We start from the raw sequence: 14,988 nt of genomic DNA on the forward strand, positions 1-14,988 counted from the left end.
GGCAACGTCTTCGACGAACGCAACCAGTATTTTTTTGATTTCACGCAAAGGAACCAAACAACCTTAAGGTGAAAACACCTGCTGGGCTGTCAGAGTTAATTCTGGGAAAGTTTGAGAAACAACCCGTTGGTCTTCGATAAACATAGTTTGTTTGTAACTGCTCTGATTTAGCAAACACACAGTTATTTTATTTTCCAGAGGATCAACAATCCAATACTCGACCACACCCATCGCCGCATACTCAGAGGTTTTTTGGTCATAGTCTCGGTCAATAGATTCAAGACTAACTACCTCAACTAAAAGGGGTGGGGCAGTCTTAAGAATAGCTGAGGTACTCTCAATACTTTTTGCCTGTTCATTAGTAATTACACAAACATCAGGTCTTCTAAGTTGTTTATTGGTCAGCACCTCGGTACCGTTAGGGCGCGGTTGTAAAGGCAATCCCATTTTTTGAATTTCTAAAAAAAAACGAACTAACAGTAGGGTGATAATCGCCTCATGTTTGCCAGTACCACGAGGCATTTCTACCAGCACCTTATCCTCAATTTCATAGCGCTTGTCAGTGCCATCATCAAAATTGATATATTCCTCAAGAGTACTAATTTTTATTGGTGTTTTAGTCATAGCGATCGCCTCCAATAACTATAACTATAAGCAAATACAACCTGCTGCGGCTTCTATACTTATACTCAGAAACTGTATTTCACGCCAAAGCGCAAAGACCTTCAGAAAAACTTTGCGTCTTTGCGCTTCTACGTTAAATTGAGATATTAGCCTACGATGCTACCTGAGCAGCAGTCCGAGTCCGCCGTCTTCTGCCATCGGCAACTTTTACAGGCGGCTCATCAGGGATTTGCATCAACAAAGTCACAGATGGCTGACATTGCAATTCTCGACGGATCGAACGTTGCAATTCTCGTTCTAAAGTTCCTTGCAATCCACCCCAGTCTATATCTGCTGCTTCACCTTCGCTAGGAGCAAATTCTGACCAACGCACAGAGAGGATTTCTTCAATACGTTGTTTTACCCAGGTTTGTAAAAGCGATCGCTCTACACTTGTAACTACACCCCGGAGGTGAGTTTCTGGTTTTGCTAACAGTTTACCATTCCAATCAATGGCAGCTGCGATCGTGATAATGCCTTCTGAAGCCATGCGTTGCCGTTCTTGCAGCACTTTGGCACTTACCATACCCGAACTAGTAGTATCCACCAATTCAATACCAGATGGCACTTTACCAGCGACGCCGATGGCATCTTCAGTCAGTTCGACAATATCACCATTCTGGATAATTATCATGTTTTCTGCGGGAATGCCCATACTCTGAGCGGTTTCTGCGTGCTTCACCAGCATTCGATGTTCGCCGTGAAATGGCACAAAGAACTTGGGTCGAGTTAAGGCAATCATCAGTTTTTGTTCTTCCTGACAGCCGTGACCGGAGACGTGAATCCCTTTATCCCGACCATAGACCACTTTTGCACCTTGAATCATTAACTTATCAATGGTGTTGACTACAGCGATCGTATTTCCGGGAATTGGGTTAGCAGAGAATACTACGGTATCTCCTTCGCGGATTTTAATGTGAGGATGTTCTTTGTTGGCAATGCGGGTCATTGCTGCCATCAATTCACCCTGAGAACCTGTAGTTAAAATCAGTACTCTTTCATCGGGTAGATTGCGGACAGCGTGCAATGGTTGCAGCAGATTATCTTCACACTTGATGTAACCTAAATTGCGGGCATGAGCAATCAAGTTCAGCATGGAACGCCCGACAACTGTCACTACACGGTTCTGCTTCTTGGCGATATCCAAAATCATGTTGATGCGATGGACGCTAGAAGCAAAGGTAGTAACAAATAATCGCCCAGTAGCTTGACTAAATACTCTCTCCAGATTGGGATAAACTGAACGTTCTGAAGGCGTAAATCCTGGTACTTCTGAGTTAGTGGAATCACTTAGCAAACAAAGAACGCCTTTTTCACCATGTTCTGCTAGGCGTTGCAAGTCAAACTTTTCACCATCCACTGGGGTATGGTCAATTTTAAAATCCCCTGTGTGAATAACTACACCCAGGGGAGTATGAATGGCAACAGTAAAACTATCAGCGATGGAGTGGGTATTACGGATATATTCAACTAAAAAGTTTTTGCCAATCCGCACTACATCACGTGGTAGAACTGTTCTGATTTCTGTGCGATCGCGGACTCCTGCTTCTTCTAATTTACCCTCTAGCATTGCCATTGCTAGTCTGGGGCCATAAATCACCGGGATATCAAATTGCTTGAGATGAAAAGCAATCCCGCCAATATGGTCTTCATGACCGTGAGTAACAATCATCCCTTTAATTTTGTGGCGATTTTCCCGCAGATAGGTCATATCTGGTAAAACAATGTTGACTCCATGCATCGCCTCTGTGGGAAAAGCCAATCCTGCATCTAACAGGATAATTTCATCGTCATACTCAAAAAGACAGGTATTTTTACCAATTTCATGCAAACCGCCCAAAGGAATAATTTTCAAGGCGGAATTATTAGCTTCGTTTTTAGCCATTTTCTCCTTAGATTGTTACTTGTGGTTAATTAAGTTGATAGTTAACTTTCCTTGTATTTAAGACAACATCATCTGTCTCTTAAGTCAGTCCCAAAGCAATCAAGTTTTAATTGAAGATTTCAATTTTTTATTCAATAAAATCAACTGTAAAACTCAAGGATTTATAGTATATCTATCAGTCCTAGCACAGGTTTTTAAATTGCAACTTATGAACAATTACGATCGTTGTTTATATGTATCTTTGGCAAGGAGAATACTACCACCATTTAAATAGCTGGTGGCTAGATTAAACTAAGTTCTTTCAGAACCGCTTCTAACTTTTGACTGACTTCTAAATCAGCTTCACATAGCGGCGGACGAGTTGAACCAACCTCCCAACCTTGAAGTTTCAATGCTTTTTTCACTGGAATGGGATTTGAAGTGAGAAATAGAGCTTTAAACAACGGAAATAGTTGGAGATGAATCTCGCTGGCTACCTCGATTTTTCCCGCACTAAAAGCTTGAATCATCTGCTGTAGTTGGTTTCCTACCAGATGAGAAGCCACACTTACCACACCTTTTGCCCCGATCGCTAACAAGGGCAAAGTCATGTAATCATCACCAGAATAGATGTAGAATTCTTTTGGTGTCAAGCGACGAATTTCGCTTGCCTGATGTATATTACCAGTGGATTCTTTAATCCCGACAATATTGCTAACCTCAGCTAACCGGGCAACTGTTTCTGGCTGAAGGTTTTGTCCGGTACGACCGGGGACATTATATAACAACAACGGTAAGTCGGGACAGGCCTGTGCTATTGCCTTAAAGTGCGCTTCCAGTCCCGCTTGCGGCGGTTTGTTGTAATAAGGAACAACTTGTAAGGAACCATGTACTCCTATCTTAGACGCTTTTTGGGTGGCTGCGATCGCTTCTTTGGTGGAATTCGATCCGCAACCTGCGATTACCTTGGCTTTTCCGGCCACGGACTGCAATACCTCGACAAACAACTGGTATTCTTCATCCCAACTTAGCGTCGGGGATTCTCCGGTTGTGCCGCACATCACCAATGTATCTGTACCGTTGTTAGCTAGATGCGCCGCCAGTTCTGCCGCTACATCATAGTTGACACTACCATCTGCTTTAAATGGCGTAATCATAGCGGTTAAAACATTGCCAAAATCTCCCACCCTTTTTTCACTCCTGATTACCCATGTTTTTATATCTTGGTGGTTCTCTATTGTAATAACCTATCTGCAAATTGCTTTCAAGTGTCATTTTTCCTTTGTTATTAGTCATTTGTCACTTTACCAATGACCAATGACTAATGACTAATAGCTAATGGTTTGAATAGATTTTTCTCTACCAACAACTCAGCGATTTGTACTGCATTCAATGCTGCGCCTTTGCGAATTTGGTCGCCACATAACCATAATTCCAAGCCGCAAGGATGAGAAATATCCTGGCGAATTCTTCCCACTAAAACTTCATCTTGACCTGTTGCTTCAATGGGCATCGGAAAATGATTAGTTCCCCAATCTTCAACCAATTTTACTCCAGGGGAGGAATTTAAAATTTCTCTGGCTTCCTTCGCACTAAAGGGAGTCTCAAATTCTAAATTAATGGATTCTGAGTGAGCGCGGAGTACGGGAACCCGTATACAGGTTGCAGTGATTCTGATTTGCTGCGTACCAAATATTTTTCGGGTTTCGTTGACCATTTTCATTTCTTCCTCACAATAACCCAAATCGTTTAATGGGGAGTTATGCGGGAATAAATTAAATGCCAATGGATAAGGCAATATTTCGGCAACTGGTGGCTGTCCTTGTAGTATAGCGCTTGTTTGGGTTTTGACTTCTGCCATTGCTCTAGCCCCAGCACCACTAGCAGATTGGTAGGTTGCAGCAACGATGCGTTGCACTGGTTTAACTTTATGCAGTGGCCATACTGCCACAGCCATTAAAATTGTTGTGCAGTTGGGGTTAGCGATAATGCCTTGGTGATTCGCTGCGGCTTGGGGATTCACCTCTGGTACTACTAAGGGAACTTCCGGGTTCATCCGAAAGGCACTGGAGTTATCAATTACCACTGCGCCCTTTTCGACAGCAATTGCTGCCCAAGTTTTGGATGTAGAACCACCCGCACTAGCTAGTACTATATCCACATTTTCAAAGGCGCGATCGCTCACTGATTCTATTGGTATATTTTCACCTTTAAACCGCAGCGATCGCCCGACACTCCGCTCTGATGCCAATAACTTCAAGCCAGCAACCGGAAAATTACGACTTTCTAATAATTCCAGCAACTCTGTGCCTACTGCACCAGTCGCTCCCAAAATAGCTAAACGATAGGATTTCGACAAACTTGTTTCCTCCTTTAAGAGATTTAAATCTGCAATTTCTTGGAATAATTGACAATTTAGTTATATTTAAATAGCGATCGCAGTCTAGAAATACATTTTTAATAGGTTTATTTTTTTCTTTAATTTAGTCTATTTTTATATATTTAATACATTTATTTTTTTATCTTTTTAATAAGTTAAGTGATGTTGCATTTTAAAAGAACGGTTGTTTATTTTTTTAATTATTTTAACTATCAATATGTATTATACAACAAACCGCCATTTATCAGAAGAACGGAGATATCTCTGCACTTAGGCGTTTAACTAAGCATCCTACCTGTAAAGAAACAAATGTATTGATTGCAAACTTGCTCACCAAGATGATGAATATACTAGGATCTAAATGCATAAAGCCAGCACAACTTAAAATTGACCTATGCGGTTAAGTAACAGATGCGCTCTCGTACCACACATAACTTAATAATAGCTAGATAATAGCTAAACTCAATACTATAACTTTAACCTTGGGATATTAACCACTCTTTGAGAACCAGGATATCACGGCATTAGCCCACTGAATAATTAATTCCCAAGTTTTAGAGTGAGTGAGTCGAGAGTAAGGAAAGGAACAGAGTATAGGTTACAGGGTACAGGTTACAGATTTATTCCCGATCGCCTATCACCTTCCCTCTGATACCAATGCCCCATTAACCAAATTGTTATGAAGGTAAAATGTCAAGTCCTTGATAATTGGCAGTAAACTGGATCTTTGCCCCAGGACAAACATCCATCCTTGGATGTCACAAGACCTTTTGGCAAACTCCCATTACCCCTAAGAGACATCAAGCTACAAACGCAAACAATTATTTGATTGCGTTTTGTGTGTACTCGGAGTATAAAATACCAGAAAACTAGAGACGAAGCATGAAAGTTACCCAGGAAAAACTTCCCGCCAGCCAAATTGGCCTGGAAATAGAGATTACGCCGGAAATTACCAAGCAAACTTACGAACAGGTCATTAAAAACTTAGCGAGTACTGCCAATATTCCTGGGTTTCGTAAAGGCAAGGTGCCTCGGCCGATATTACTACAACGGCTGGGTACAACTCGAATTAAGGCAGCGGCGCTGGAAGAACTAATTCAAGATGGCATTGAGCAAGCAGTCAAACAAGAAGCCATCCCAGCAATTGGTCAGCCGCAATTGCGCTCCTCTTTTGAGGATCTGATTAATAATTATGAACCTGGAAAACCCCTGACGATTTCGGCTGCTGTGGATGTAGAACCAGAAGTAAATCTAGTGCAGTACACTGATTTACAAGCCAAGGCTGAAGAAGTCAAGTTAGATCCAGAGCAAGTGGAGAATACACTGGATAAGGAACGTCAAGAATTGGCGACATTGATTCCTGTAGAAGGACGTGCAGCCCAAATCGGCGATATTGCCGTAGTCGATTTTAAAGGTTCATTCGCCAGAGTTGAGGGCGAGGACGAAATAGCTGAACTAGAACCGATTCCCGGAGCCGAAGCAACTGATTTTCAAGTTGAGTTGCAGGAAGATAAGTTTATTCCAGGCTTTATTTCGGGAATAGTGGGGATGAATCCTGAAGAAACTAAAGAAATTGCGGCGCAGTTCCCAGATCCGTATGCTAATGAAGATTTAGCTGGAAAAGCGGCAACTTTCACCGTAACGCTCAAAGAAATCAAAGAAAAGGAGCTACCAGAAGTAAATGATGATTTCGCCCAAGAAATCAGCGATTTTGAAACCTTAGAGGAGTTACGCGCTTCTTTGGTAGAGCGATATCAAAAAGAGGCAGACGACAAAACAAAAACAAATAAGCAGGAAGCCTTGTTAACGGAACTGCTCAAGCACGTAGAAGTTGACTTACCGGCAACTTTAATTGAGCAAGAAGTGGACGCAATGCTAACGCAAACAGCAATTCGGCTGTCTCAGCAGGGATTGGATGTGAAAAAGTTGTTTACTCAAGATATTATTTCGCAATTGCGGGAGCGATCGCGTACTGAAGCAATTGAACGCATCAAACGCTCCTTATCCTTGCGGGAAATCGGGAAACGCGAATCTATCGAGGTAACACCACAAGAAATCGCAGCCAGAGTCACAGAACTTTTGGAGCAATACCCAGAGGAACAAGACGTCGATGAAGATAAACTGCGGTCAATCGTGGAAAACGAACTGTTAACCGAAAAAATTATCGATTGGCTCTTAGAACACTCCTCAGTTGAACTTGTACCCGAAGGTTCTTTGAGTCCTGTGGAGGAAACAGAAGACGCAGAATCAGATGCTGATGGTGATGCACCTCAGACTGAGGAAGGAAACAGCGAAACTTCTACAGAAGTTACAGAAGGATAATAAAAAATCCCACAGCCATGAGTTCACCAGTTCTGAGTTAAAGTTCTGGTGAAATGGGTAAGCTAAGGGAGATGAGGAATTAGAGGGAGAAAGAACCAATGCCCCATGCCTCATGCCCAATGCCCCATAACTCAGGGATGAAGTCAAAAGAATTAAAGAATTAATGAATTTTCGGCAAATAGTGACACCTGTTATCACTCGAGCTTGATACTGTGTTACACGAGAGGAAATTATATGAGGCATAATGGTTAACACGTAGCTTATAAAAATTCCATTCGTTGAAAAGGCAGCATCCGCTGCTGAAACATTTGTCCTAAATAATCGTCAAAGAAAGCTTGTATGCTTGAATCGCAGTCGGGAAATTCCCCAATCAGCAACTTAAGTCGAATAAACATTAACTCCCAGTTGAGCAGCCCTAGCAACATCGTGCCGATGGTGATAGAGCAATCTGGCATGGGAGAAAGAGCTTTCGACATCTACTCCCGCTTGCTGCGAGAGCGGATTATCTTTTTAGGAACGCCAATAGACGATGCCGTAGCCAACTCAATTGTTGCTCAGTTGTTATTCCTAGACGCTGAAGACTCAGAAAAAGACATCCAACTGTATGTTAATTCTCCTGGCGGCTCCGTCTACGCAGGGATGGCAATCTATGATACAATACAGCAAATTCGCCCTGATGTTGTTACCATCTGTTTTGGATTAGCCGCGAGCATGGGGGCATTTTTGTTGACAGCAGGGGCTGCCGGTAAGCGAATGTCTCTGCCCGACTCCCGGATTATGATTCACCAACCACTTGGTGGCGCTCAAGGTCAAGCTATTGACATTGAAATTCAAGCCAGAGAAATTCTTTACGTTAAGGCTAAGTTGAATCAGTTAATGGCTCACCATACTGGTCAACCCTTGGAAAGAATTGAAGCAGATACTGAGCGCGACTTTTTTATGTCGGCAGAAGAGGCAAAAAACTACGGTTTGATTGATCAGGTCATTTCCAGGCAAAATCTTCCCGTAGCAGGGGAAAACGTCACCATTCTGAAATAAGAGGCTGGTATGTCTAAGTACGACTCCCATTTAAAATGTTCATTTTGTGGCAAGTCCCAAGAGCAGGTGCGTAAATTAATCGCAGGGCCGGGAGTCTACATCTGCGATGAATGCGTTGACTTGTGTAATGAAATACTAGACGAGGAGTTACTCGATACTAATGGTGCGGCAGCACAACCAGCACCAAGAGCAGAGCCACCTGAAAAACGGCGTACCCACTCTGCTAGTATTTCGTTTAATCAAATACCCAAGCCAAGAGAGATTAAAAAGTATCTAGACGAACACGTTATTGGTCAAGACGAAGCGAAGAAAGTGCTGTCAGTAGCCGTTTACAATCACTACAAGCGGCTGGCAGTCATTCAGTCTAAAGCTAGTGGCAAACCTGGAGCGGATGATGCCATAGAACTGCAAAAGTCCAACATTTTATTAATTGGCCCGACTGGTTGCGGTAAAACTCTCTTAGCGCAAACTCTAGCGAAAATCCTGGATGTACCCTTTGCCGTCGCCGATGCAACGACGCTGACGGAAGCAGGGTATGTGGGAGAAGATGTGGAGAATATCTTGCTGCGACTGTTACAAGTAGCAGATTTGGATATAGAGGAAGCGCAACGGGGAATCATTTACATTGACGAAATTGACAAAATTGCTCGTAAGAGCGAGAACACGTCAATTACCCGCGATGTTTCTGGCGAAGGCGTGCAGCAAGCCTTGCTGAAAATGTTGGAAGGAACGATCGCCAATGTACCACCCCAAGGAGGGCGCAAGCATCCTTATCAAGACTGCATCCAGATTGATACAAGTAATATTTTGTTCGTCTGTGGTGGTGCTTTCGTAGGCTTAGAAAAAATTGTAGATCAGAGAGTTGGCAAAAAAGCAATCGGCTTTGTGCAACCGGGAGAAGGGCAATCGAAGGAAAAACGAGCAGCAGACACTCTTCGCCATCTAGAACCGGATGATTTAGTAAAATTTGGCCTGATTCCAGAGTTTATTGGGCGGATGCCAATGGTAGCAGTTGTAGATCCGCTAGATGAAGAAGCGCTGATGGCGATTCTTACTCAACCACGCAGCGCCTTAGTGAAGCAGTACCAAAAACTGCTGAAGATGGATAATGTTCAGTTAGATTTTAAAGCAGATGCTTTACGAGCGATCGCTCAAGAAGCTTACCGCCGTAAAACTGGTGCGAGAGCATTACGCGGTATTGTTGAAGAATTGATGCTGGATGTAATGTATGAGTTACCATCCCGTAAGGATGTGACACGCTGTACAGTAACACGGGAGATGGTCGAGAAGCGATCGACTGCTGAACTGATAATACATCCGTCTTCACTACCGAAGCCAGAATCAGCTTAATAGTCATTAGTCATCAGTCATTAGTCATTGGTCAAAAAATAAGGAATAATAACCGTGTACCAGGGACTAATGACAACTGACAAAGGACAAACGACTAATGCCTTATATTAATGTTCGTGGCGTTGAGCATTACTACGAATGGGTGAAAAAACCATCCAGTTCTTTGGTAAAACCGGTGATGGTTTTCCTGCACGGTTGGGCTGGTTCGGCTAGATATTGGCAAAATACTGCTAATGCATTATCAGAGCAATTTGATTGTTTACTCTACGATTTGCGAGGATTTGGCCGTTCTCGTGGGAAGCCAACCATCGCCCAAGCCAGTGAAGCTGTTGCTGAATCCGAGTCACCACAGGAAGAATCAGAGGCAATCAAAGAGTTAACCTATGAATTAGAGGAATACGCTGATGATTTGGCAGCTTTGCTAGATGGGTTGCATATTCAGCGTGTTTATATCCATGCTCATTCGATGGGCGCTTCTGTTGCCACTTTATTTTTTAACCGCTATCCCGAACGAGTAGAACGAGGAATTTTAACTTGTAGCGGCATTTTTGAGTACGATGAAAAATCTTTTAGTGCCTTTCATAAATTTGGTGGCTATGTAGTTAAATTCCGTCCCAAATGGTTAAGCAAAATTCCATTTGTTGACCAGATGTTTATGGCGAGATTTTTATATAGTTCCATACCACATTCTGAGCGGCAAGCTTTTTTAGAAGATTTTCTCGAAGCAGATTACGATGCAGCGATAGGGACAATTTTTACTTCAGTCAGTAAGGCTCAAGCTGAAGTGATGCCCCTTGAGTTTGCCAAGCTGACAGTGCCAACTCTACTTGTAGCGGGGGAGTATGACAAGATTATTCCAGCCGAAATGGGGCGTCAAGCAGCTGCACTAAGTGACAAAGTGGAATTTGTGATGATTCCCAATACAGCACATTTCCCAATGTTGGAAGATGTACCAACTTATCTGCAACGGGTACAAGAGTTTTTGCAAATTAACACGCCAAAACCACAAGTCGGATAACTGATAGCGGTTTTTTAAACAGTTAAGTGTACCTGTGTGATACCTTGACGCATTTTATATTGTCGCTTTAACCAAGACTTTTTAATTGTTTTACGGAGCAAGGGAGCAAGTTGAATCAACAGCGAACGCAGCAGTGCATTTTTTCGCAGTAGTTTGCCTTGTTTAGCTTCTTCTAACTGGAGTTGCTGGGCGCGGATTATTTCTGGCTCACGTTCTGCTTGGATGTGCGACAGTGCTGTGTCAATATCCTGGTGTCCCCCTTCTTTGTCCAACAACGGTACAAGATGATTAGCAGCGACAATCACATCACGGAATGCGAGATTAATTCCTTGAACGCGGACAGGAGACATTGGGTGTGCAGCGTCACCCAGAAGTAGTACCCCTGGTGCGTGCCATTGGGGACAATAACCAACCACAACAGAAAGCCGAATGGGGGATTCGATAGTGTCTGCATGATTACGAAAATGCTCTGCTAGCCATGAGGGTGATAGTGAGGCAAAAATCTCTGCCCAGTTGGTCTGCTTGGAGTCAGTATTTTCGGTTGCGAACATCACCCAAGCCAGATGCAATTTTCCTGACTCTGCCCCGTGAAAGATGGTAAATGCGCGATCGCCATTTAAAATAGTACGAAACACATTATTCTTTGCAAACTCAGGGCTGGCGGCAAGTTTAAACCAGAGAATATCAATATTTTTAGGCTGGCGTACCAATTCCAATCCTACACGTTGTCGCACAAGGGAATTTCGACCATCTGCCCCAATCACTAAGTCAGCAGCAAATTCTCTCCCATCGTTCAGTACTACACCTGCGACACGTTGATTACTCCACAGTAAATCTTTGACAGGAACACCCTGGATAAATTTAAACCCATCATTGGTTTGAGCTTCCGAAATCAGTGCTTTGAGCAGTGGTGGTTGTGAAACCAGTGTACAGGCTTGGGTTGCCCCCATTGGTTCATCAACTCGAAACAACTGCTTGTCCCCGATAATGAATTCCCACGCGTCGAGTTGTCGATGGGGAATATCCTCCAACAACGCCGATACACCCATTTCCTCTAAAGCTTCTAAGCCACTGGGCATTAATCCTTCACCGCGAAATACACGATGAAAGTCTTTTGCTGCTTCAATTAAGGTTACAGCAATACCACGTTTTACAAGGAGCAGGGCAAGGGTTACACCTGTTGGGCCTGCACCCACAATCACAATCTGCACTATCCCATTCCTCCTGTATCAGTTGCTCTCAAAGATGTTGGTAGAATTAATCTTGAGATTAACTTAAACCCAGTTCTCGTTTTAGCAAGTTAATCGAGTTAGCGCCGATATAATTTTCAACCTTAATCACCTTTGGTGGACGAATAATATCTTCATCAGATGCTTGCACGGCTGCTTGCACTGCCGCATAACTGGCTTGGTCGCTGATGATAACCTCAGCCCGCTTAACCATAGCGTGTAGTTTATAAGCATCTTTTGGTTGCGAAGTCATCACCAGTAGTTCATCACCCCGCAAACCGTGGAGGATGACTTCTGCGGCTCGTGCAATCCCGGAACTAAGGCTAACTATCCCAACACAGTTTTCTTTTGGTAGAGTTTTTAATAGGTTGAGTTCCTTGCTGTAGTCGTAGATATCTAGAGGAATTACCCGTGCAGCTTTTGGAGCAGCGATCGCTTCTACATTACTGATAAAATATCGACTTGTGACTACTGTCGCAGAGGTAGTTTTATCTAATACAGCTGTTAATTCTTCCATTGCTACCAACTGGACTGGGATTTTTAGCGATCGTTCTAATTCATACACCATCAATTCACCAGCACCGATGTCATAAGATGGAACTGCAACCAGTACCCGCGCACTACAACGCAAGCGCCAGTCAATTTCCGCTAAAAATAGCTCTCTGGCTTGATTTAACGAACATCCTTGGGAGAGCAGCTCGTCAAGTGCTTGCTGGACAACTTGATAGGCATGAGGATTTTGCTTGAGAATTGGTGATTGCAGCCTACTACCGCCTTCATGACCTTGGGCACGAACATAAATACCCGAACCAGCCATACTTTCAACAAATCCGTCTTCTTCTAGTTGACGGTAAACCTTACTTATGGTATTCCGGTGTAACCCGGTTTGCATTGCCAGCGCCCGTGTGCTTGGTAATTTGTAAGCTGGGGGATATTGCCGAGAAGCGATCGCAAATCGGATTTGATTAAACAGCTGGGTTGATGCGGGAATTTCGCTGTCTGGCTGAATACGGAATTGAATCATCACCAAACCTCCTGAATACTAAGTGCTAATGAGTGCTGAGTTTTGACTATTAAGTGTTGCTTTTATACTCAACACTTTTAACTCAGCCTCCTTTTGTGACCAGCTACATTTGCTACATCTTAAATATGTTTATTTACATATAAAGTTTTTCTGATACAAATTTCTAATGCGCTCACTATTGGTAATTAATAATTTAATTAGAAAAAAGCTAGGCATACTGGCATAGTTATATCAAATAAACACACAGCTAATCACATAGCACTGGTAAGAATTATTATGACAGAGCAAGCAATAATCACCACAACGGTTAATCTTTTGCAAGATAATATTCAAGTGTCTGCTTATCTAGCAGAGCCAAAAGAACCTGGATCTTATCCAGGAGTCGTGGTATTACAGGAAATTTTTGGTATCAACACTCACATTCGGGATGTTACAGAACAGATTGCCAAACTTGGGTATGTAGCGATCGCACCTGCACTTTTTCAACGTACTGCTCCTGGCTTTGAAACCGGATATACACCTAAAGATATTGAAACGGGCAGAGGCTACGCCATGCAAACTCAAGCCTCAGAGTTATTGAGCGATATTCAATTAGCAATTGACTACCTGAAAAATCTGCCTCAAGTGAAAAAAGATAGTTTTGGCTGTATTGGCTTCTGCTTTGGCGGTCACGTTGCATATCTTGCAGCCACCTTATCAGATATTAAAGCTACGGCTTCCTTTTACGGTGCTGGAATTACCACCCGCACGCCGGGAGGTGGCGCTCCTACTGTCACCCGTACCAGAGAAATATCAGGTACTCTCTATGCCTTCTTTGGCAAGGAAGATACTAGCATCCCAGCCGAACAAGTAAATGAAATTGCAGCAGAGTTAGAAAAATATAAAATTCCTCATCATGTGTTTCGCTACGATGGAGCTGATCACGGATTTTTCTGTGACCATCGCGCCAGTTATAATCCTAAAGCTGCGGCTGATGCTTGGGAGCAAGTAAAACAACTCTTTGGTCAACTAAACTGAAGCATACACAGCCAAGTTCGTCATTAGTCATTGGTCATTAGTAAATAACAAAGGACAAATGACAATATAAACTTCAGTTGCACCATATCAAATAACAACTAATCTTCAAAAGTCATGAATTCCGAATCGAAACTTTCTCAAACAGCCAATTCGCCCTTTACAATGGACGATTTTGCTAAAGCACTAGAAAAACACGACTACCAATTTCAAAAGGGACAGCTTGTAAATGGCAAAGTTTTCCAACTTGACCATGATGGAGCCTATGTTGATATTGGTGGCAAGTCGTCAGCTTTTCTGCCGCGCGATGAGGCTTCTTTGAGAGCAGTTACCGATTTATCGGAGGTGCTGCCATTGCAAGAGGAAATGCAATTTTTGATTATCCGAGATCAGGATGCAGAAGGTCAAGTCACCCTTTCTCGAAAGCAGTTAGAAATTCAGCACATCTGGGAACGATTGACCGAAATGCAGGAAAATGCTCAGACTGTGCAAGTACGGGTTATGGGTGTGAATAAAGGTGGTGTAACCGTCGATATTCTTTCTTTGCGGGGATTTATCCCGCGATCGCACCTGGCAGAGCGTGATAATTTAGAAGCACTCAAAGGTCAAAATCTGACTGTAGGCTTTTTGGAAATTAATAAAAACACCAACAAACTCATCCTTTCCCAGCGTTTAGCAACTCGTTCTAGCAACTTCAGCTTATTAGAACTAGGTCAACTGGTGGAAGGCAAAGTTACTGGTATCAAACCTTTTGGTGTGTTTGTTGATTTAAGTGGCATGAGCGCCCTACTTCATATCAAGCAGGTAAGCCAGAAATTTATTGATTCTTTAGAAAAAGTATTTCAAGTTGGTCAGCCAATTAAAGCTGTAATTATTGACTTGGATGAGGGTAAAGGGCGGGTTGCTCTTTCTACCAGAGTTTTGGAAAACTTCCCTGGAGAAGTGCTAGAGAATTTTGATGAGGTGATGGCTTCAGCTGAGGCGCGTGCTAATAGAGCTAATAACAAAGCATCTGAATAGTTTTGAGGTGGGCTGCTTGCACAAAGTATAAATAGTGCAATCGCATCTGCGGTAGGTAGGATTAAT

General features: G+C 42.9%; 12 protein-coding genes. 6 read left to right on the plus strand and 6 right to left on the minus strand.

The window, feature by feature from the left end:
• Positions 1 to 63: 63 nt before the first annotated feature.
• The 4 genes from ACFE93_RS01960 to ACFE93_RS01975 form a co-directional block, all read right to left on the minus strand.
• Entirely contained in the window at positions 64 to 624 is a 561-nt protein-coding gene (locus tag ACFE93_RS01960; protein ID WP_375471772.1) for a Uma2 family endonuclease, read from the minus strand.
• A 151-nt stretch (positions 625 to 775) separates the two neighbouring features.
• Entirely contained in the window at positions 776 to 2,548 is a 1,773-nt protein-coding gene (locus ACFE93_RS01965) for a ribonuclease J (protein ID WP_375471773.1), read from the minus strand.
• A gap of 281 nt (positions 2,549 to 2,829) precedes the next feature.
• A complete protein-coding gene (gene dapA / locus ACFE93_RS01970; RefSeq protein WP_375471774.1) occupies positions 2,830 to 3,714 on the minus strand; it encodes a 4-hydroxy-tetrahydrodipicolinate synthase in 885 nt (294 codons plus the stop codon).
• A gap of 134 nt (positions 3,715 to 3,848) precedes the next feature.
• Entirely contained in the window at positions 3,849 to 4,886 is a 1,038-nt protein-coding gene (locus tag ACFE93_RS01975; RefSeq protein ID WP_375471775.1) for an aspartate-semialdehyde dehydrogenase, read from the minus strand.
• 903 nt (positions 4,887 to 5,789) lie between these two features.
• Here ACFE93_RS01975 and tig point away from each other — a divergent pair.
• The 4 genes from tig (at position 5,790) to ACFE93_RS01995 (ending at position 10,635) form a co-directional block, all read left to right on the plus strand.
• A complete protein-coding gene (tig, locus tag ACFE93_RS01980; RefSeq protein WP_375471776.1) occupies positions 5,790 to 7,229 on the plus strand; it encodes a trigger factor in 1,440 nt (479 codons plus the stop codon).
• A gap of 339 nt (positions 7,230 to 7,568) precedes the next feature.
• A complete protein-coding gene (clpP, locus tag ACFE93_RS01985) occupies positions 7,569 to 8,267 on the plus strand; it encodes an ATP-dependent Clp endopeptidase proteolytic subunit ClpP (RefSeq protein WP_104905916.1) in 699 nt (232 codons plus the stop codon).
• A gap of 9 nt (positions 8,268 to 8,276) precedes the next feature.
• Complete coding sequence (clpX, locus tag ACFE93_RS01990; RefSeq protein WP_292775233.1) at positions 8,277 to 9,617, plus strand: ATP-dependent protease ATP-binding subunit ClpX; 1,341 nt, start codon at positions 8,277 to 8,279, stop codon at positions 9,615 to 9,617.
• A gap of 97 nt (positions 9,618 to 9,714) precedes the next feature.
• Entirely contained in the window at positions 9,715 to 10,635 is a 921-nt protein-coding gene (locus ACFE93_RS01995; protein WP_375471777.1) for an alpha/beta fold hydrolase, read from the plus strand.
• 14 nt (positions 10,636 to 10,649) lie between these two features.
• Here the strand turns inward: ACFE93_RS01995 and ACFE93_RS02000 are convergent, their stop codons facing one another.
• Positions 10,650 to 11,849, minus strand: a complete 1,200-nt coding sequence (locus ACFE93_RS02000) for an FAD-dependent monooxygenase (protein WP_375471810.1) — start codon at positions 11,847 to 11,849, stop codon at positions 10,650 to 10,652.
• A gap of 55 nt (positions 11,850 to 11,904) precedes the next feature.
• Positions 11,905 to 12,888: a GntR family transcriptional regulator gene (locus ACFE93_RS02005; RefSeq protein WP_375471778.1), complete on the minus strand. Its 984-nt coding sequence runs from the start codon at positions 12,886 to 12,888 to the stop codon at positions 11,905 to 11,907.
• Positions 12,889 to 13,164: 276 nt separating this feature from the next.
• On the opposite strand from ACFE93_RS02005, the gene ACFE93_RS02010 reads away from it, so the two are divergent.
• Positions 13,165 to 13,905 carry a dienelactone hydrolase family protein gene (locus tag ACFE93_RS02010; protein WP_375471779.1) on the plus strand — a complete coding sequence of 247 codons (741 nt, stop codon included), beginning with the start codon at positions 13,165 to 13,167 and terminating at the stop codon, positions 13,903 to 13,905.
• A 114-nt stretch (positions 13,906 to 14,019) separates the two neighbouring features.
• A complete protein-coding gene (locus ACFE93_RS02015; protein WP_334719093.1) occupies positions 14,020 to 14,922 on the plus strand; it encodes a S1 RNA-binding domain-containing protein in 903 nt (300 codons plus the stop codon).
• Positions 14,923 to 14,988: the final 66 nt, after the last annotated feature.

The sequence above is a fragment of the uncultured Nostoc sp. genome, from assembly GCF_964247315.1.
Classification (GTDB): Bacteria; Cyanobacteriota; Cyanobacteriia; order Cyanobacteriales; family Nostocaceae; genus Nostoc.

What these genes read in the sequence shown, in the direction of transcription:
- ACFE93_RS01960 (WP_375471772.1), bottom strand. Translation starts at nt 624, where the DNA reads ATGACTAAAACACCAATAAAAATTAGTACTCTTGAGGAATATATCAAT.
- ACFE93_RS01965 (WP_375471773.1), bottom strand. Translation starts at nt 2,548, where the DNA reads ATGGCTAAAAACGAAGCTAATAATTCCGCCTTGAAAATTATTCCTTTG.
- tig (WP_375471776.1), top strand. Translation starts at nt 5,790, where the DNA reads ATGAAAGTTACCCAGGAAAAACTTCCCGCCAGCCAAATTGGCCTGGAA.
- clpP (WP_104905916.1), top strand. Translation starts at nt 7,569, where the DNA reads ATGCTTGAATCGCAGTCGGGAAATTCCCCAATCAGCAACTTAAGTCGA.
- clpX (WP_292775233.1), top strand. Translation starts at nt 8,277, where the DNA reads ATGTCTAAGTACGACTCCCATTTAAAATGTTCATTTTGTGGCAAGTCC.
- ACFE93_RS01995 (WP_375471777.1), top strand. Translation starts at nt 9,715, where the DNA reads ATGCCTTATATTAATGTTCGTGGCGTTGAGCATTACTACGAATGGGTG.
- ACFE93_RS02005 (WP_375471778.1), bottom strand. Translation starts at nt 12,888, where the DNA reads ATGATTCAATTCCGTATTCAGCCAGACAGCGAAATTCCCGCATCAACC.
- ACFE93_RS02010 (WP_375471779.1), top strand. Translation starts at nt 13,165, where the DNA reads ATGACAGAGCAAGCAATAATCACCACAACGGTTAATCTTTTGCAAGAT.
- ACFE93_RS02015 (WP_334719093.1), top strand. Translation starts at nt 14,020, where the DNA reads ATGAATTCCGAATCGAAACTTTCTCAAACAGCCAATTCGCCCTTTACA.